The organism is Pseudomonas sp. TE21435 (genome assembly GCF_056279265.1).
The window spans coordinates 4535716-4553759 of the sequence record NZ_JBWBQZ010000001.1 but is presented as its reverse complement, the minus strand read 5'-3'; the positions used below and the strand labels follow the sequence as shown (position 1 = coordinate 4553759).

At 64.2% G+C, this 18044-nt stretch carries 17 protein-coding genes; 5 read left to right on the top strand and 12 right to left on the bottom strand.

What is annotated here, in order from left to right:
- Window positions 1-10: 10 nt before the first annotated feature.
- Together ACZ9C1_RS20525 and ACZ9C1_RS20520 are read right to left on the bottom strand one after the other, a co-directional pair.
- Window positions 11-169 (bottom strand): YqaE/Pmp3 family membrane protein, encoded by a 159-nt coding sequence (locus tag ACZ9C1_RS20525; RefSeq protein WP_003177654.1) that lies wholly within the window; start codon window positions 167-169, stop codon window positions 11-13.
- Between the two features lie 155 nt (window positions 170-324).
- Window positions 325-1602, bottom strand: coding sequence for an aspartate aminotransferase family protein (locus tag ACZ9C1_RS20520; protein WP_476254324.1), 1278 nt, complete (start codon window positions 1600-1602; stop codon window positions 325-327).
- 210 nt (window positions 1603-1812) lie between these two features.
- Between ACZ9C1_RS20520 and ACZ9C1_RS20515 the strand changes: the two genes are divergently transcribed.
- A complete protein-coding gene (locus tag ACZ9C1_RS20515; protein WP_139668024.1) occupies window positions 1813-2736 on the top strand; it encodes a LysR family transcriptional regulator in 924 nt (307 codons plus the stop codon).
- 384 nt (window positions 2737-3120) lie between these two features.
- Here the strand turns inward: ACZ9C1_RS20515 and ACZ9C1_RS20510 are convergent, their stop codons facing one another.
- The 9 genes from ACZ9C1_RS20510 to bioB form a co-directional block, all read right to left on the bottom strand.
- Window positions 3121-4899: an acyl-CoA dehydrogenase C-terminal domain-containing protein gene (locus ACZ9C1_RS20510; protein ID WP_476254323.1), complete on the bottom strand. Its 1779-nt coding sequence runs from the start codon at window positions 4897-4899 to the stop codon at window positions 3121-3123.
- 130 nt (window positions 4900-5029) lie between these two features.
- Window positions 5030-6316: a GGDEF domain-containing protein gene (locus ACZ9C1_RS20505; RefSeq protein ID WP_102681904.1), complete on the bottom strand. Its 1287-nt coding sequence runs from the start codon at window positions 6314-6316 to the stop codon at window positions 5030-5032.
- 269 nt (window positions 6317-6585) lie between these two features.
- Complete coding sequence (locus ACZ9C1_RS20500; protein WP_277502544.1) at window positions 6586-8391, bottom strand: phenylacyl-CoA dehydrogenase; 1806 nt, start codon at window positions 8389-8391, stop codon at window positions 6586-6588.
- A 250-nt stretch (window positions 8392-8641) separates the two neighbouring features.
- Window positions 8642-8938: a pyrroloquinoline quinone biosynthesis protein PqqE gene (locus ACZ9C1_RS20495; RefSeq protein ID WP_277502543.1), complete on the bottom strand. Its 297-nt coding sequence runs from the start codon at window positions 8936-8938 to the stop codon at window positions 8642-8644.
- Window positions 8939-9048: 110 nt separating this feature from the next.
- Window positions 9049-9729 carry a dethiobiotin synthase gene (gene bioD / locus ACZ9C1_RS20490; protein ID WP_476254322.1) on the bottom strand — a complete coding sequence of 227 codons (681 nt, stop codon included), beginning with the start codon at window positions 9727-9729 and terminating at the stop codon, window positions 9049-9051.
- Window position 9730: 1 nt separating this feature from the next.
- Complete coding sequence (bioC, locus tag ACZ9C1_RS20485) at window positions 9731-10555, bottom strand: malonyl-ACP O-methyltransferase BioC (RefSeq protein ID WP_476254321.1); 825 nt, start codon at window positions 10553-10555, stop codon at window positions 9731-9733.
- Complete coding sequence (locus ACZ9C1_RS20480; protein ID WP_277502540.1) at window positions 10548-11279, bottom strand: alpha/beta fold hydrolase; 732 nt, start codon at window positions 11277-11279, stop codon at window positions 10548-10550. Before ACZ9C1_RS20480 ends, bioC begins: the two co-directional genes overlap by 8 nt.
- Complete coding sequence (gene bioF / locus ACZ9C1_RS20475; RefSeq protein ID WP_457378210.1) at window positions 11272-12444, bottom strand: 8-amino-7-oxononanoate synthase; 1173 nt, start codon at window positions 12442-12444, stop codon at window positions 11272-11274. The genes ACZ9C1_RS20480 and bioF overlap by 8 nt, the downstream gene beginning before the upstream one ends.
- Window positions 12445-12446: 2 nt before the next feature.
- Window positions 12447-13505, bottom strand: a complete 1059-nt coding sequence (bioB, locus tag ACZ9C1_RS20470; RefSeq protein WP_110697436.1) for a biotin synthase BioB — start codon at window positions 13503-13505, stop codon at window positions 12447-12449.
- Window positions 13506-13595: 90 nt separating this feature from the next.
- On the opposite strand from bioB, the gene ACZ9C1_RS20465 reads away from it, so the two are divergent.
- From ACZ9C1_RS20465 to rarD, 4 genes are all read left to right on the top strand, one after another.
- Window positions 13596-14333 carry a ComF family protein gene (locus tag ACZ9C1_RS20465; protein ID WP_277502539.1) on the top strand — a complete coding sequence of 246 codons (738 nt, stop codon included), beginning with the start codon at window positions 13596-13598 and terminating at the stop codon, window positions 14331-14333.
- A gap of 57 nt (window positions 14334-14390) precedes the next feature.
- Window positions 14391-15155 (top strand): TOBE domain-containing protein, encoded by a 765-nt coding sequence (locus ACZ9C1_RS20460; RefSeq protein ID WP_277502538.1) that lies wholly within the window; start codon window positions 14391-14393, stop codon window positions 15153-15155.
- 78 nt (window positions 15156-15233) lie between these two features.
- A complete protein-coding gene (locus tag ACZ9C1_RS20455; protein ID WP_476254320.1) occupies window positions 15234-16208 on the top strand; it encodes a serine/threonine protein kinase in 975 nt (324 codons plus the stop codon).
- A 64-nt stretch (window positions 16209-16272) separates the two neighbouring features.
- Window positions 16273-17160 carry an EamA family transporter RarD gene (rarD, locus tag ACZ9C1_RS20450; RefSeq protein WP_277502536.1) on the top strand — a complete coding sequence of 296 codons (888 nt, stop codon included), beginning with the start codon at window positions 16273-16275 and terminating at the stop codon, window positions 17158-17160.
- Window positions 17161-17400: 240 nt separating this feature from the next.
- Here the strand turns inward: rarD and ACZ9C1_RS20445 are convergent, their stop codons facing one another.
- Window positions 17401-17919 (bottom strand): glycine cleavage system transcriptional repressor, encoded by a 519-nt coding sequence (locus ACZ9C1_RS20445; protein WP_457378211.1) that lies wholly within the window; start codon window positions 17917-17919, stop codon window positions 17401-17403.
- Between the last annotated feature and the right edge of the window lie 125 nt (window positions 17920-18044).

Here is an 18044-nt window from a genome sequence, read left to right as displayed (position 1 = left end):
GTCTATGCGCTCAGCGCTTGGCAATGATGTACACCGCGTGCACGATCCCGGGGATGTAACCCAGCAAGGTCAGCAGGATGTTCAGCCAGAACGCGCCACCGAACCCTACCTGGAGGAAAACGCCCAGCGGCGGCAGGAGGATGGCGATGATGATGCGGATGAAGTCCATGCGGTGTGCTCCTTGAAGGTGTATCAACACAGACTAGCCGTACCTGCCGGAGGTTCCACCGGGCAAAAAAACGCCCCTGGCCATGTATTTCAGACCAGAGGCGATGCGCAGGAACGCGAGACGGTTCGTTGAAATTCTGTACGTCGGCTGCCGGGTCAGGCCGGCACTTCACGGCGATTGTGCTGCTGGGCATGCAGCCGGGTGAACGCCCGGGCCAGGCGCAAGAGCATCTCGTCGATGTTGCCCTTGCTCACGGTCAATGCCGGCGAGAAGCGCACCACGTCGGCCTGCGGCGCATTGAGCAGCAAGCCTTCCTGCAACGCAGCCTCGACCAGCTGCGCCGCGACACCCTCGCGCAGTTGCAGCCCCCACAACAGCCCCTGGCCGCGCACTTCGCCCTGGCCATAGCGACCAGCCAGGCGGCTGAGGCCATCGCGCAGGTGGCGACCACTGTCCATCACCTGCTCGAAGAACCCCGTCTCCAGCACGGCCTGCAGCACAGCCAGCCCGGCAGCGCTCATCAATGCGTTGCCATGGTGGCTGCCTTCCAGCTCGCCCGGCTCGGCGCAGCAGGCACGCCCACGGGCCAGCAGTGCGGCCAATGGCACACCACCACCGAGTCCCTTGCCGAGAGTGATGATGTCAGCCCGCACGCCGTAGGTTTCTTCTGCCAAGAGGGCGCCGCAACGTCCTACACCGGTCTGCACCTCATCGAGGATCAGCAGAATGCCCAGCTCACGGCACAAGCGCTCGACACCCTGGAGGTACTCACGGGTGGCCGGGATCACGCCGGCCTCACCCTGTATCGGCTCGAGCATGATCGCCACGGTGCGCGAGTCGACCGCCGCATGCAGCGCCGCCAGGTCGTTGAACGGCACCTTGCTGAAGCCCGGCAAGCCGGGCTCGCAACGATTGCATGGCAGCGGGTCGGACGCCGACAACGCCCCGAGCGTGCGCCCATGGCAGCCATGGCTGGCGGTAATGATGTGATAGGCGCCGTTGCGGTGCAGTTGGCCCCATTTGCGCGCCAGCTTGATCGCACCCTCGCAGGCCTCGGCGCCACTGTTGAGCAGGTAGGCCTGATCACTGCCAGTGCGCTGGCACAGCAGCTCGACCAGGTTCAGCAGGCCACGGCTGTGGTAGCCCGCGCCGGGATTGACCAACGCCTGGGCCTGGTCACCCAGGGCCTTGACCAGCACGCTCGGGCTGTGACCCAGACTGTTCACCGCACAACCCTGGGTGAAGTCCAGGTAGGCGTGCCCTTCGTCATCCCACAACCACGATCCCTGACCGCGCACGAACACGTGCGGCGCACGTTCGATGCTGGGCATCAGCCGCTCGCGGGAGCACTGCGCGGCGGCCGGCACGCTCACCAAGGCACGCTTGGGCTCGGCGACGGCGGGTGCCGAACGGCGCAGGTTGAACAGGTTCATCGGGACTCCGGCCAATCACGGTGGTGGGCGGTCAAGGTTCCGGTCTGGCGCCGGAATTGAATATTCTGCCTTGCCTATCAAAAGTGTTTTTCACCTGGGGTAACAATCGCCGGGATGAGCGCTGTAACCCGTTGGAATACGGCGATAGACTAGGCCTCTGGTCGATTCGCGGCCATTTCGTTTTCTCAGCTTTTTCGATAAGTATCACTTATGGATTTTCGCCAACTGCGCTACTTCGTCGCGGTCTATGAAGAAGGCCATGTGGGCCGCGCCGCCGAACGCCTGTCGCTGTCCCAGCCAGCGCTGTCGCAGCAGATTCGCCAGCTGGAGCACAGCCTCGACCTGAGCCTGTTCGAACGCAGCAACAAACGCCTGCTGCCCACACTCGCCGCGCATACCCTGTACAACCACGCCGTGCCCTTGCTCGATGGCCTGCAACGGGCCCACGAGGCCATGGGCAATTTCAAGGGCCAGTCGCTGCGCACCCTGGCCATCGGCGTGCTGCAGACCGTACGGCCAAGTCTGGTACCGCAACTCCTGGAGCGGGTGCGCAAAGCCCAACCGCACCTGGTGGTACAGATCTATGAACTGTCGGGGTCGGAGATCGAACGGCGCCTGCTCAACGGTAGCCTGGACATCGGCATCAGCTACCTGCCACCACGCCAGCCGGGGCTGCACGGCTTGCTGCTGTACGAAGATGAACTGCAGTTGGTCATCCCCCGTACCCACCCCTTGAAAGACTTCAAGAAGGTCTCGATCCGTCAGGCGGCCGAGTTGCCGATGTTGATGCTTGGCGAGGAGTTCCAGATCCGCCAGATCTGGAAGGCGCAGCTGGCCAGCCAAGGGCGCAGGCCGCAGGTGCAGGCCGAGATGAACAACATGGCGGGGATCCTCGACAGCCTGGCGCACACGGCGCTGGTGACCATCCTGCCGGGCCGGGCCAAGGATGCCGCACAGGACGACCAGGAGCTGCTGTGGAAGCCTCTCAGCGAGCCACGTATACCGCTGAAGGTAGGCCTGGTGTTTCGTGACGCGCAACGTCAACAGGCCTCGGTCGAGCTGCTGCGTAGCTTGCTGGAGGAAGAGGCCGAGCCACGCCAGCTGGGTGTTTCGCCGCTGGACGTGCTTGGCTGAAACACGCGCACAAAGAAAACCCCGCCTAAGCGGGGTTTTCCAGACTGTTTCCCTTCGACATCCTTATCACCCCGCCATCCTGGCAGGAAATCCTTCTTGTCCCTGTTCTATCTTTTCGCGCTTCCTGCGCAACTTCCTTGTAAGGCGTCCTGCTCTGTCCATTGCGCATCCTGCGCTACGTCCATGTAAGAAAGAGTAACCGTGGATCCAATCGTAGGAAAGAGGCGAAACGTCACCACGTCGTGTAAGCCAAAGCTTACAAAAGAGGTCCATTCACAAACATGCGTCGCCGACAAAACAAAAAGGCCGCCCCCGCAGCCGGAAATTTATCCGGTGCGGGGGCGACCTCATACCGCAATAGGGCTGCCAGGCAGCTCGGCGGGATCAGAACTGCGCGGCGTCCAGCAGGTACAGCGACTCGCTACCGGCCTTTACCGAAGCTGCCAGCGAATGAACTCGCGGAAGCAGACGGGCAAAGTAGAACCGTGCCGTGCCCAGCTTGGCGCCGTAGAAATCAGCATCCCCTTCGCCGGCCTTGGCGGCACGCGCCATCAGGGCCCACATGTAGGCATAGGCGACATAACCGAATGCGTGCAGGTACTCGACCGAAGCCGCGCCGATCTCATTGGGGTTGCCCTTGGCCTGATCCAGCACCCAGTTGGTCAGCTCGTCGAGCTGGTCGAGGGAGACTGCCAGGGGCTTGGTGAACTCGCCAAGATCAGCAGCATTGGCGGCGATGAACTGGCGGATCTCGTCGGCGAACAGCTTGTAATAGGCGCCACCACTGGCCACCACCTTACGGCCGACCAAGTCCAGTGCCTGGATGCCGTTGGTGCCTTCATAGATCTGGGTGATGCGCACATCGCGCACCAGTTGCTCCTGGCCCCATTCGCGGATGTAGCCATGCCCGCCGAAGACCTGCTGGCCATGCACGGTGCACTCCAGGCCCAGGTCGGTGAGGAAGGCCTTGGCCACCGGGGTCAGCAACGCCACCAATTCCTCGCTGCGCTTGCGGGTCGCGGCGTCTTCGCTGTACTTGGCGCTGTCGAGCTGCATCGCCACATAGGTGGAGAACGCCCGGCCGCCTTCGGTCAGCGCCTTCATGGTCAGCAGCATGCGCCGCACGTCCGGGTGGACGATGATCGGGTCAGCCACCTTGTCCTTGGCCTGCGGACCGGTCGGGGCGCGGCTCTGCAGACGGTCACGGGCGTATTCCACGGCATTCTGGTAGGAACGCTCGGCCGAGGCCAGGCCCTGGATGCCGACACCCAGGCGCTCGTAGTTCATCATGGTGAACATGGCCGCCAGGCCCTTGTTCGGCTCGCCGACGATATAGCCGACCGCTTCGTCGAAGTTCATCACGCAGGTGGCCGAGCCCTGGATGCCCATCTTGTGCTCGATCGAGCCGCAAGTGGCCGGGTTGCGCGTGCCGAGGCTGCCATCTTCGTTGACCAGGAACTTGGGTACCAGGAACAGCGAGATGCCTTTCGGGCCTGCCGGTGCATCCGGCAGCTTGGCCAGTACCAGATGGATGATGTTCTCGGTGAGATCGTGCTCGCCGCCGGTGATGAAGATCTTGGTGCCGCTGACCTTATAGCTGCCATCAGTCTGGGGCTCGGCCTTGGTGCGGATAATACCCAGGTCGGTACCGGCGTGGGGCTCGGTGAGGCACATGGAGCCGGCCCAGACACCCGAGTACATGTTCGGCAGGTACTTTTCCTTGAGCGCTTCACTGGCGTGGGCGTTGATCGACAGGCAGGCGCCGGCGGTCAGCATCGGGTACAGGCCGAAGGCCAGGCTCGAGGCATTGACCATTTCCTCGACCTGGGCCGAGACGACCTTGGGCATGCCCATGCCACCGAAGAGCGGATCTCCGCCAACGCCGACCCAACCCCCTTCGGCATAAGTGTTGTATGCCTCGATGAAGCCCTCCGGGGTGCGCACCGAGCCGTTGTCCCAGTGGCAGCCCTCTTCATCGGCGGCACGGCTCAGCGGCGCGATGGTCTTGCCGGTGACCTTGCCCGCCTCCTCCAGCACGGCCATCGCCGTGTCGGCATCGACTGCCTCGGCAAGGCCGGGCAGTTGCGACCAGAGCGTGGCCACGTCGAAGACTTCATTGAGGACGAAGCGCATATCGCGCAGGGGCGCTTTATATTCAGCCATGACAACCTCTCGCTATAAGGGTCGGGGCGGCCCGTGAGGGCCGCGGCACTGGGATGAACGCAGTGTAACCGAACAACTTTTACGAGACATAGGGTCATCATGCGACCGAATAGTCAGGCATAGTCACGCCCTAACTCGCCATGCGCACGGCCCCACGCCGCGACTGCTGACCGAACGTCATGACGCAGTTACGCCCCGCGCCCTTGGCGCTGTACAGCGCCTGGTCGGCGGACTTGAGCACTTCCTCGGGGTTGCGGTGCTCGACCTGGCGCTCTGCGACGCCGATGCTGATAGTTACCGATACCGTGGTGTTGGCTCCTCCGCCACGGCGCTGGCGACCGGTGGAGTCATCCTGCGGGCGGCTGTTCTGGTCGCGCAACTGGATCGCATAGTTGGCGATCATCTCGCGCACCGCCTCCAGGTGCGGCAGGCATTCTTCGGCGGTCTTGCCGGCGAACACCAGGGCGAATTCCTCGCCACCGTAACGGTAGGCGCGCCCGCCCCCGGTCACCTTGGACAAGCGGCTGGCGACCAGGCGCAACACCTGGTCGCCGACATCGTGACCATGGGTGTCGTTGAATTTCTTGAAGTGGTCAACGTCGGTCATGGCGATCACATAGTTGCGCCCCAGGCGCTGCATGCGCTCGTTCAGGGCGCGCCGCCCCGGCAGGCCGGTCAGCTCGTCGCGGAAGGCCATCTGGTAGGCCTCGTGGGATACCGCGGCGGCGATCATCAGCATCACCTGGCTGCACATGATGTTCAGGGTGAACGGCAGGATGAAGGTCTTGGGCAGCATCCAGAAGATGCCGATAAGGCCAATGATCTGCGCGGCATGCAACGGCCTGGGCTCACGCAGGTACTGCACCACCAGCAAGATGAACACCGCCAGGAACAGCGGATAGGCCAACTGGATGAGGCTCATCCACTGGCCATGCAGCGAGGGCCAGCGGATCTCGGCCAACCAGCCCAGCAGGGCCTCTGGGAAGCTCTGCTCCAGGGCCACCGCCACGCTGCTCACGGCGAACAGCACGGCGAAGCGGGCCAGCAGATCCTGGGCCAGGTGCGTGCGTTCCTGCCACGCACCGTACAGGCCGAACAGCGCGGGTAGCAGCAGACAGACCAGGTGGAAGATCACCGCGGCATCCTCGCGGACCCGGCCATTGTCGCGATAGAAGTCGGTCTGGGTATCGAGCAGGAAATAGGCGATGTAGACCGTGACCATCAGGAACAGCTCGCGCTGGCGGCGGTATACGGCGCAGTAGGCGCCACCCAGCAAAAGCACCAAGGTGGGTAGAACGTTGAACAGCGATGTGAAGAAGACGCTGAGGTCCCTTACATAGGCTGCCGCAAGCCCTGCCAGCAACAGAATCAGCGAAGGCAGGAAGTGGCTCGCGCGTACAGCGGATAGACGAAACAAGGGTAATCTCCGACCCGGCAGATCAATAATGGCATTGTGCCCCTACTTCATCGGCAGTGCACATGAATAGATGAATACAGATGCCCGCTTTAACGGCAGATCAGGGGCGAAGCTTGAGACTTTCTCGTTACTGGATGCGACACCCGGTAGGATTATTCCTGTTTGTTTACACAAGGCCGCTCCTGCAGGGGCAGGCGTAGACTGCAAATAAGAGGCAAAAAAAAACCGCCTACCGGTAAGGGCAGGCGGTTTTCTTACAACCGGCGAGCTTAGATGGACAGACCGAAGTCTTCTTCCTTCATCGCCATGAGGTTGTCGGCGCCAGACAGAATCGCCGCCACGTGGCTGCGGGTACGCGGCAGGATGCGCTGGAAGTAGAAGCGCGCAGTCTGCAGCTTGGCGGTGTAGAACGCCTCTTCGCTGGTGCCGGCCGCCAGTTTCTCGGCTGCCAGGCGGGCGATGTCGGCCCAGAAGTAGGCCAGGCACGCATAGCCGGAGTACATCAGGTAGTCCACCGAAGCGGCACCCACTTCCTCGCGGTCCTTCATCGCGGCCATGCCGATCTTCATGGTCAGCTCGCCCCACTCCTTGTTGATCGCGGCCAGTGGCTCGACGAACTCCTTGGTGGCGGCGTTGCCTTCCTGGGATTGGCAGAACTTGTGAACGATCTTGGTGAAGCCCTTGAGCGCCTCGCCCTGGGTCATCAGCACCTTGCGGCCGAGCAGGTCGAGCGCCTGGATGCCGGTGGTGCCTTCGTACAGCATGGAAATACGGCTGTCGCGTACGTTCTGCTCCATGCCCCACTCGGCGATGAAGCCGTGGCCGCCGTAGATCTGCACACCGTGGTTGGCAGACTCGAAACCGACTTCGGTCATGAACGCCTTGGCAATCGGGGTCAGGAAGGCCAGCAGCGCGTCGGCCTTCTTGCGCTCTTCCTCGTCCTGGCTGTACTTGACGATGTCCACCTGCTTGGCGGTGAAGTAGACCATGGCGCGGTTGCCTTCGGCGAAGGCCTTCATGGTCAGCAGCATGCGGCGCACGTCCGGGTGGACGATAATCGGGTCAGCGGCTTTTTCCGGTGCTTTCGGGCCGGTCAGCGAGCGCATCTGCAGGCGATCGCGGGCATATTTCAGGCCGCCCTGGAATGCCACTTCGGCGTGGGCCAGGCCTTGCAGCGCGGTACCCAGGCGAGCAGTGTTCATGAAGGTGAACATGCAGTTCAGGCCCTTGTTGGCGGGGCCGATCAGGTAGCCGGTGGCGCTGTCGAAGTTCATCACGCAGGTGGCGTTGCCGTGGATGCCCATCTTGTGCTCGAGCGAGCCGCAGCTCACGCCGTTGCGCTGGCCCGCGCCGCCTTCGGCGTTGGGCAGGAACTTCGGCACGATGAACAGCGAGATGCCCTTGGTGCCGGCCGGTGCGTCGGGCAGGCGGGCCAGGACGATGTGCACGATGTTGTCGGCCATGTCGTGCTCACCGGCCGAGATGAAGATCTTGGTGCCGGACACTTTGTAGCTGCCGTCGGCCTGAGGTTCGGCCTTGGTGCGCAACATGCCCAAGTCGGTGCCGCAGTGCGGTTCGGTCAGGCACATGGTGCCGGTCCATTCGCCGGACACCAGTTTGGTCAGGTAGGTCTCCTGCTGCTCGGGGGTGCCGTGCTCGGAGATGGTGTTCATCGCGCCATGGGACAGGCCTGGGTACATGCCCCACGACCAGTTCGACTCACCGACCATTTCGCTCAGGGCCAGGCCCAGCGACTCAGGCAGGCCCTGGCCGCCGTGCTCGGCGTCGTGGGCCAGGCTCGGCCAGCCGCCTTCGACGAACTGCTGGTAGGCTTCCTTGAAGCCGGTCGGGGTCTTCACACCCGCCTCGCTCCAGGTGCAGCCTTCCAGGTCGCCGACGCGGTTCAGCGGGGCCAGTACCTCTTCACAGAACTTCGCGCCTTCCTGCAGGATCGCGTCGACCATGTCGGGCGTGGCGTCCTGGCAGCCCGGCAGGCTCTGATAATGCGCCTCATAGCCGAGCAGTTCGTCGCGGACGAAGCGGATATCACGCAAGGGGGCTTTGTAATCAGGCATTGCGATGAACCTCTGTGATGAGTTCGGTAGGGAGACCGCGGGTACCGACCAGCTCTTGGCGGCTTTCGGTCAAACAGTTGTTTGAAACTTACGTTTAGGAGGCCTCGCTGTCAAGGTGGGCTAACAATGGCATTTATGCCGCCGAATATGACGATTCAGCCAAGCACCCTCAAACGCATCGCGGGGCAAGCCTGCTCCCACGAATGGAAGCGGGCTTGCCCCGCGAAGTAAGCGAATGGGGTTCAGCGAGTCAGGCGTAGGTGTCGATGAACCGACCGAGCATTTCATCGGAAGCCTTGGCGACTTTGGCACCCAGTTCGACTTCGTGCTTGCCGATGGCCAGTTGCACGGTGCTGGTGGCCAGATCCATCTGCTGGCTGCGGTCAACGCCGCGCAGGCGCTCGGCCTGGTAGTCGGTGGACTGCCCGCTGGTGCCACGCTCGACGGCGCCGCTGGCGATCTGCTGGGCGGCCTGGTCGACACGGTTCTGGCCGTTCTGGATGGCACCCAGGCCCGCGTAGTAGGCGGAGCTCGCATTGATTTCCATGTCAGGACTCCATGACGCTGGATGATGAACAGGCCTTATTAAAGCAGCAGAACGGGAAAAAGGCCCGTTGAAATCCCTAATAGCCTTGTGCCAGCCGATAGACAGTAGGCCTAATCCAACAGGTCCAGGTGCAAATGCTCGGCCACCGCAGCCGCGCCCGCCACCTTCAACCAGGGCACGCGCCCCAGGCATGGTGCGGGCAGCCGCTCGGCCAGGCTCGACAGGTTCTCCTCCAGACGCGATGTCCGCGGATCGACGATGTTCGCCACCCAACCGGCCAGTTGCAGGCCGTCGCGGGCGATGGCCTCGGCGCTGAGCAAGGCATGGTTGATGCACCCCAACCGCACCCCTACCACCAGGATTACCGGCAGTTTCAGGGCAATGGCCAGGTCTGACAGGTTGGCATGATCGGACAACGGCACCCGCCAGCCGCCGGCCCCTTCGATCAAGGTGAAGTCGGCGTGCTGCGCCAGCACCTGCTGCATCGCATCACGCAGCACCGGTACGCTCAACACCACCCCCGCCTCGTGCGCCGCCACGTGTGGAGCGATGGCCGGCTCGAAAGCGAAAGGGTTGACCGATTCATAGGGCAGTTTGACCGAGCTTTCGTCAATCAATGCCAGGGCATCGCTGTTGCGCAACCCTCTGGGCGTCACCATGCACCCGGATGCCACCGGCTTGGCCGCCAACGTGCTCAGCCCCGACTGCATCGCTGCATGCAGCAGACCCGCGGCGATGGTGGTCTTGCCGACATCGGTGTCGGTGCCGGCAATGAAATAGGCCTCGCTCATGTCACTGCTCCCCGGCCAGCGGTTTGCGCAAGACGCCATACACCACCTGATAGGTGGCAGGCAGCCCCTGAGGCTGGCGGAACTGTTCATAGGCCTGCAACAGGCCCTGCATCCGCGCACGTCCGGTCAACCCCGATGGGCGCCCCGGATTGAGGTTGTGCGCACCCAGCGCCTTGAGCTCGTGGGTCAGGCTGCGCACGTCGGGGTAATGCAGTACATGGGGATGTCGCTCCAGGCCGATCAGCTCCAGACCGCTTTCCCCGCATAGACGCTGGTAATCCTCGAAACGCCGGAAGCGATTGACGTGCACCATGCCATCGACGGCTTGCCAGCTGGCACGCAACTCATCAAGGGTGCCCACGCACAAGCTGCTGAATGCCAGCACCCCGCCTGGGCGCAGCACCCGCCGCGCCTCACCCAGCACGCTGGCGAACTGGCCGCACCACTGCACCGCCAGGCTGCTGAACAGCAGATCGACACTGCGATCGCGCAACGGCAGACGCTCGGCGTCACCCGTCACATGGTGCCGGGCGCCGCCTTGCTCACGGGCATGGCGCAACATGCCCTCGGCAATGTCCACCGCCACACCGTCGGCATCGCTGAAGCGCTCGGCCAGGACCCGGCTGAAATGGCCGGTGCCACTGCCCATGTCCAGCCAGCGCGCTGGGACGAGCCCTGCGGGCAGTTTCCCCAACAGCGCCATGCCTACTGCGCGCTGCAAGGCCGCGACACTGTCATAGCTGGCCGCGGCGCGGGAAAACGAAGCCGCCACCTGGCGCTTGTCCGGCAGGGCACCGGGCAAGGTGGGCTGGGAAAGATCAGTCATCGCCACTCTCATGCAGGAAACTCTTGATGCCCGCCGCCAGCTCCTGCGGGTACTCCAGCAGGAAGGCGTGGGAACTGTCTTCGACCAGGCCGACTTCCACGTCGGGCAACAGGTCGCTCAGGGCCTTGGCAGCCTCCACCGGCACCAGCGCATCACTGCCGGCGAACAGGTGCAGCTGCGGGCCGCCGTATTGCTCCAGGGCAGCGCGTGTATCAAGGCTGGCCAACACGTCCAGACCGGTGGCCAGGTACAGCGGATCGGTGTCGGGCACGCCGACGCCCAGTTGGCGCAGCAAGGTGCGCGGTTGCTGCGCGCCATCGCTGCACAAGGTGCGAAAGCGCTTGAGGGTCACCTGGGTATGGCTGCGGCAGCCATCGAGGAAGGTACCGAAGGTATCCGGTGCCATCCCGTGCGGCCAATCCGGCCGAGCGACAAAGCTGGGATTGCTCGCCAGCGTGAGCAAGCCGCAGCAATGATCGCCGCGCTTGTGGGCCAGGGCGCTGGCGAGCATGCCACCCAGCGACCAGCCGCCAAGCCACACGTCGTTGGGCAGCTTGCGGTCGAGGTAGTCGACCCAGGCCAGCGGGTCGCTGTCGGCCAGGTCCGGCAACGGCATCAGTTCGACCTGCAGGCGCGGGTCCTGGGCACGCAGGCTGGCGGCCAGCGGCTCCAGTGAGGCGGTGCCCAGCCCCCAGCCGGGCAGAAGGATCATTCGGTTACGCATCGGCGGACTCCAGCTGTGGATAACACTCGGCCAATGCATTCAACAATAGCTGCACCTGTGCCTCACTGTGGGCGGCGCTCAGGGTCACCCGCAGACGGGCGCTGCCAGCGGGTACGGTGGGTGGGCGAATCGCCGTGACCAGCAGACCGCGTTCACGCAGCAAGCGGGACAATGCCAGCGCCCGCCCCGCATCGCCGATAAGGATCGGCTGGATCGCGGTGTGGCTGTCCATCAGGGTCAGGCCGATCTGCTCGGCGCCGGTGCGGAACTGCTGGATCAGCGCGGCCAGGTGCTCGCGCCGCCAGCGCTCCCGACGCAGCAGCTCCAGCGCCTTGAGTGTGGCGCACGCCAATGCCGGTGGCTGGCTGGTGGTGTAGATGTAGGGCCGGGCGAACTGCACCAGCGCCTCGATCAGATCCTCGCTGCCGGCAACGAAGGCGCCGGCGGTACCACAGGCCTTGCCCAGCGTGCCGATCAGCACCGGCACGTCATCGACACCCAGGCCGAAATGCTCGACCAGGCCGCCGCCGTTGGCGCCCAAGGTACCAAAGCCATGGGCATCGTCGACCATCAGCCAAGCGCCGCGGCCGCGGGCGGCCTTGGCCAACGCCGGCAGGTCGGCGCAATCGCCGTCCATGCTGAACACGCCATCGGTGACCACCAGGGTATTGCCGGTGGCTTTCTCCAGGCGACTGGTCAGGCTGGCCGGATCGTTGTGCAGATAGCGGCTGAAGCGGGCGCCACTGAGCAGCCCGCCGTCGAGCAGGGAAGCGTGGTTGAGGCGGTCCTGCAAGACTGTGTCGCCCTGCCCCACCAGCGCGGTGATGGCCCCGAGGTTGGCCATGTAGCCAGTGGAAAACAGCAACGCGCGAGGGCGCCCGGTCAACTCGGCCAGTGCTTCTTCAACGTCATGGTGCGGCGTGCTGTGGCCGATCACCAGGTGCGAGGCGCCACCGCCGACACCCCAGCGCTCGGCGCCATCGCGCCAGGCCTTGATCACCTCGGGGTGATTGGCCAGGCCCAGGTAGTCATTGCTGCAGAAGGCCAGCAGCGGCTGGCCATCGACCACCACCTGCGGCACTTGCGGGCTTTCCAGCAGCGGCCGTTGCCGATAGAGGTCCGCGGCACGCCGTTCGGCCAGCCGCGCGGCGAGATCGAAGGCCATGCTCAGGCCGAGGCTGCGTCGTAGAACAGCTCGCTGCTGCGCTGCTCGACCAGCGCCTGTTCGATGGCGGCCTGGTGCACTTCGTCGGCGTGCTCTTCACGGGCTTCCGGCTGGATACCCAGGCGGGCGAACAGCTGCATGTCCTTGTCGGCCTGCGGGTTGGCCGTGGTCAGCAGCTTCTCGCCGTAGAAGATCGAGTTGGCCCCGGCCATGAACGCCAGGGCCTGCATCTGCTCGTTCATCTGCTCACGGCCGGCCGACAGGCGCACGTGGGACTTGGGCATGAGGATCCGGGCCACGGCGAGCATGCGGATGAAGTCGAACGGATCGACGTCTTCCTCGTCGGCCAGCGGCGTGCCGGCAACCTTGACCAGCATGTTGATCGGCACCGACTCCGGGTGCTCGGGGAGGTTGGCCAGCTGGATCAACAGGCCGGCGCGGTCGTCCAGCGACTCGCCCATGCCAAGGATGCCCCCGGAGCAGATCTTCATGCCGGCGTCACGCACGTAGGCCAGGGTCTGCAGGCGTTCGCTGTAGGTGCGGGTGGTGATGATGCTGCCGTAGAACTCCGGCGAGGTGTCGAGGTTGTGGTTGTAGTAGTCCAGGCCGGCTTGGGCCAAGGCCTGGGTCTGCTCCTGGTCGAGCTTGCCGAGGGTCATGCAGGTTTCCAGGCCCATGGCCTTGACCCCTTTGACCATCTCCAGCACGTAGGGCATGTCCTTGGCCGAGGGATGCTTCCACGCCGCGCCCATGCAGAAGCGGGTCGAGCCGATGGCCTTGGCCCGGGCGGCCTCCTCCAGCACCTTCTGCACTTCCATCAGCTTCTGTTTTTCCAGCCCGGTGTTGTAGTGGCCGGACTGCGGACAATATTTGCAATCTTCCGGACAGGCGCCGGTCTTGATCGACAGCAGCGTGGAAACCTGCACGCGGTTGGGGTCGAAATGTGCACGGTGAACGGTCTGGGCCTGGAACAGCAGGTCATTGAACGGCTGCTGGAACAGTGCCTTGACCTCGGCCAGGGACCAGTCGTGACGGGTTGTTGCAATTGCGCTGGCGCTCATCGGCGTTTCCTTATCTATGGTCTGACTGACGCCGGGACAGGGAAACCCACCAGCGCATCACGGATAGCTCGCATAGTCACGGAAGGCCCCATGAACTGTCAACCAATCAAGAACACACTGGTTTACATCTGTACAAATATCGAACAATCCTGTTTGCTTTGCGATGAGCTCGCGGGGCAGCCCTACCCACTGTGCGTCGCCTGCGAGCAGGCGCTGCCCTGGCTGCAGGAGCAATGCCGCCGTTGCGCGCTGCCCCTGGCCCTGGACGACCTTCTCTGCGGCAGTTGCAGCCGCCGCCCACCGGCATTCAAACGGGTGATCGCGCCCTGGCATTACGGCTTTCCCGTCGACACCCTGATAAGCCGCTTCAAACACAACAGCCAGTGGCCCCTGGGGCGGTTGCTCGCCCAACTGCTCGGCCAGAACCTGAGCCACCACTATCACGAGGGCTTGCCGCGGCCGGATCGCTTGTTGCCCGTTCCCCTGGCCGGGCGTCGACTGCGCCAGCGCGGCTTCAACCAGGCGGCGATGCTCGCCCGCTGGCTCGCCAGGCAATTGCGCCTGCCCTGCGACGAGCACCTGCTCCAGCGGGTACGCGATACACCGGCGCAACAGGCGCTTGGTGCCAAGGCCCGGCAGCGCAATCTGCGCCAGGCCTTTGCCCTCACCCCGGGCAGTGAACTGGAGGGCCTGCACCTGGCGCTGGTCGACGACGTGCTGACCACCGGGGCGACCGCGCAGACCATCGCCCGGTTGCTGCGCAAAGCCGGAGCCCGGCAGGTGGATATCTACTGCCTGGCGCGCACACCGCGCCCGGGCCAGGCTTGACTTGACCCGGTGACGGCGGCAACGTCGCGGAACCTTCACCACGCCTGATGCCCACCCATGTCCCTGCCCGCCTTGCTCACCCAGCACATCGCCCGCCGCCCACAGCGCATCGCCCTGTTGCAACATGTCGCCGAACAGGGGTCCATCACCCGCGCCGCCAAGGCCGCGGGGATCAGCTACAAGGCCGCCTGGGATGCCATCGACGAACTCAACAACCTGGCGGCGCAGCCCCTGGTGGAACGCAGCACCGGCGGCCGGGGCGGTGGTGGCGCCCGGTTGTCCGCCGAAGGCGAACGGGTATTGCGTCTGTACCAGCGCCTGCAGGCGTTGCAGGCAGAGATCCTGGAGTCCGCCGAGGACAGCAGCGACTTCGCCCTGCTTGGCCGGCTGATGCTGCGCACCAGTGCGCGCAACCAGTTGCAGGGACGCATCAGCGGGCTGCGCCGCGAAGGCCGGCATGACCGTATCAGCCTGGACCTGGGCGGCGGCCTGGAGATCGAGGCCTTGATCACCCGGGGCAGTACCGAACGCCTGGAACTGGCACTTGGGGGCACGGTGGTGGCGCTGCTGAAGGCGGGGTGGGTGCAGTTGCTGGGGCCGGACGAGCTGGCGGAGCAAGGCAGCAATTGCCTGAAGGCCAAGGTCGAGGAGCTTGTCGGTGAGCAGGACGGTCCAGTCGAGGTGCGCCTGGCACTGGGTAACGGGCAGACTTTGTGCGCTTTCGCCGAGGCTGACTGGCTGGCGCAGTATCAAGTCGGGCCGCAGAGCATGATGCGAGTGCAGTTCCATCCGTCGTTCGTGTTGCTGGGGGTGCCGGTCTAACCGGCTACGACAAGGGCGGGGCCTGCCTTGTGATTGGGGTAACATGCAGCCACGCCGTCCCCGCGCCTGGAGCCTTTCATGTCCCACCCCTTCGACACCCTCACCCCCGACCTCGTGCTGGACGCCGTGGAAAGCCTTGGCTTTCTCAGCGATGCGCGGGTGCTGGCGCTCAACAGCTACGAAAACCGTGTCTATCAGGTGGGCATCGAGGGGGAACAACCGCTGATCGCCAAGTTCTATCGCCCTGGGCGCTGGAGCGATGCGGCAATCCTCGAAGAACATGCCTTCACCGCCGAACTGGCGGAGTGCGAAGTGCCCGTGGTGGCGCCGCTGCTGCACGAGCGCCGCTCCCTGTTCGAGCACCAGGGGTTTCGCTTTGCCCTGTTCCCGCGCCGTGGCGGCCATGCCCCGGAGCCGGGCAACCTCGACCAGTTGTACCGCCTGGGTCAGTTGCTCGGGCGCTTGCATGCCGTGGCGGCCATCCGGCCATTCGAACACCGTGAACAGCTGGCTGTGGACAACTTTGGCCATGCCTCGCTCAACACTCTGCTGGACGGTGGCTTCGTCCCTCGCGAGCTGCTGCCGGCCTTCGAGTCCGTGGCCCACGACCTGCTCAAGCGGGTCGAGGATATCTACGCCCGCACCCCGCACCAACTGATCCGCCTGCACGGCGACCTGCACCCCGGCAACCTGATGCATCGCGACGATATCTACCACGTCGTCGATCTCGACGACTGCCGCATGGGCCCGGCGGTGCAGGACCTGTGGATGATGCTCGCCGGCAGTCGCGAGGAGCGTCTCGGCCAGCTGGCCGAGCTGATCGACGGCTACAACGAGTTCCACGACTTCGACCCGCGTGAGCTGGCCCTGATCGAGCCACTGCGCGCCCTGCGCCAGCTGCACTACAGCGCCTGGCTGGCTCGTCGCTGGGATGACCCGGCTTTCCCCCGCAGCTTCCCGTGGTTCGGCCAACCACGCTACTGGGGGGACCAGATCCTGGCGCTACGTGAGCAAATGGCCGCCCTCGATGAACAACCGCTGAAATTGTTCTAGGTGCACGTCGCGCTCTGTCTACAATAGGCGTCGCTTTATTTAGCTACCTAAGCAAGGATTCTGCATGCACGCCGCAAACCCGCGTCGCGGGTACATTCTAGGCCTCGGCGCCTACATCATCTGGGGCCTGTTCCCCCTGTACTTCAAAGCCATCCAGAGCGTCCCGGCGGTAGAGATCATCGTCCATCGGGTGCTTTGGTCGGCGCTGTTCGGTTCGCTCCTGCTGCTGGTGTGGAAGCACCCCGGCTGGTGGCGCGAACTGCGCGACAACCCCAGGCGCCTGGCCATCCTGGCCCTGAGCGGCACGCTGATCGCCGGCAACTGGCTGACCTATGTATGGGCGGTGAACAACGGGCGCATGCTCGAGGCCAGCCTGGGCTATTACATCAACCCGCTGATCAACGTGCTACTGGGCATGTTGCTGCTCGGTGAGCGCCTGCGCCGCCTGCAATGGCTGGCAGTGGGCCTGGCGGCCCTCGGGGTGGCACAACAAGTCTGGCAGGTCGGCAGCCTGCCCTGGGTATCGTTGGCGCTGGCACTGTCCTTCGGCTTCTACGGGCTCATCCGCAAGCAGGCGCCGGTCGCGGCGCTGCCCGGCCTGGTGGTCGAAACCTGGATGCTGGTACCACTGGCGGTCGGTTGGCTGCTGCTGCACCCAACGGCCAACAGCGCCAGCCTGGCGTTTTTCAACAGCAGCGAGGCACTGTGGCTGATCGCCGCCGGCCCGGTAACCCTGATACCTCTGGTGTGCTTCAACGCCGCCGCGCGCCACCTGCCGTACACCACCCTGGGCTTCCTGCAGTACCTGGCGCCGACCTTGGTGTTGCTGCAAGCGGTGTGGCTGTTCGATGAGCATCTTTCGTCCAGCACACTGATGGCATTTGCATGTATCTGGGCAGGCCTGGCGGTCTACAGCGTCGATGCCTGGGTGAGTTTGCGCAAGCGCGCCTGATCAATTAATGATCAAATAGCTGCAGACCACGGAATGCGTGGCCTGCAGCAAGGTCTCCAGAGGTTATCCACACCCTCGTCCCCGTGGTTTGTGCACAAGCGACTGATTACTGGGTGTTTTTTGCTCAATGCTGGCTAACCGGCGCGGGCTCTGGGCTGGCGGCGAAGGCCCCCAGGTTATCCACAGGGGCATCCCCGTAGAATCTGGATAAAGAAGCTGGGTCACGCCCGACAACTCGCCTCATTCCTCAGGCCGCAAACTCAACTCCACCATCAGATCGTCCGCCAGGTTCTCAAGCCGCTGTTGCAGTTCGTCAAGCGACAGGGTCAAGGGCAGCGCCAGCAGCGCATCGGCCTGGAACAACGGCTCGCTGCTCATCGGTGCCGGGCGCACCTCGGTGCTCAGGCGCTCCACATTCACCCCAAGCTCCGCCAGCAGGCGGGTGATGTCACGGACAATGCCCGGCCTGTCGTTGCCCACCAGCTCCATGGCGATCGGTTTCCAGGTGCAGGACGGCTCGATGCCGCTTTCGGCGATCAACACTCGAATGCCGTGGTCGCCCAGTTTCTGCAACGACTCGACCAGTTCGGCGTAGTTCTCCGCCGGTACCGCCACCCGCAAGATCCCGGCGAACTGGCCGGCCATGCGTGACATGCGGCTTTCCAGCCAGTTGCCATTGTGATCGGCGATGCACTGGGCGATACGTTCTACCTGCCCGGCCTTGTCAGGGGCGATCACGGTCAGTACAAGATGGTCCACGGGGCCACTCCTTCATTCGTCTGCAAGCGCCGCCGCAGATGGGGGCGATACGGGGATCGAATCAGTATAGGCAAGGCGCGGCAACCTGCCGCAGGACAGCCAGGCCAACTAATCGTGTACTGTTT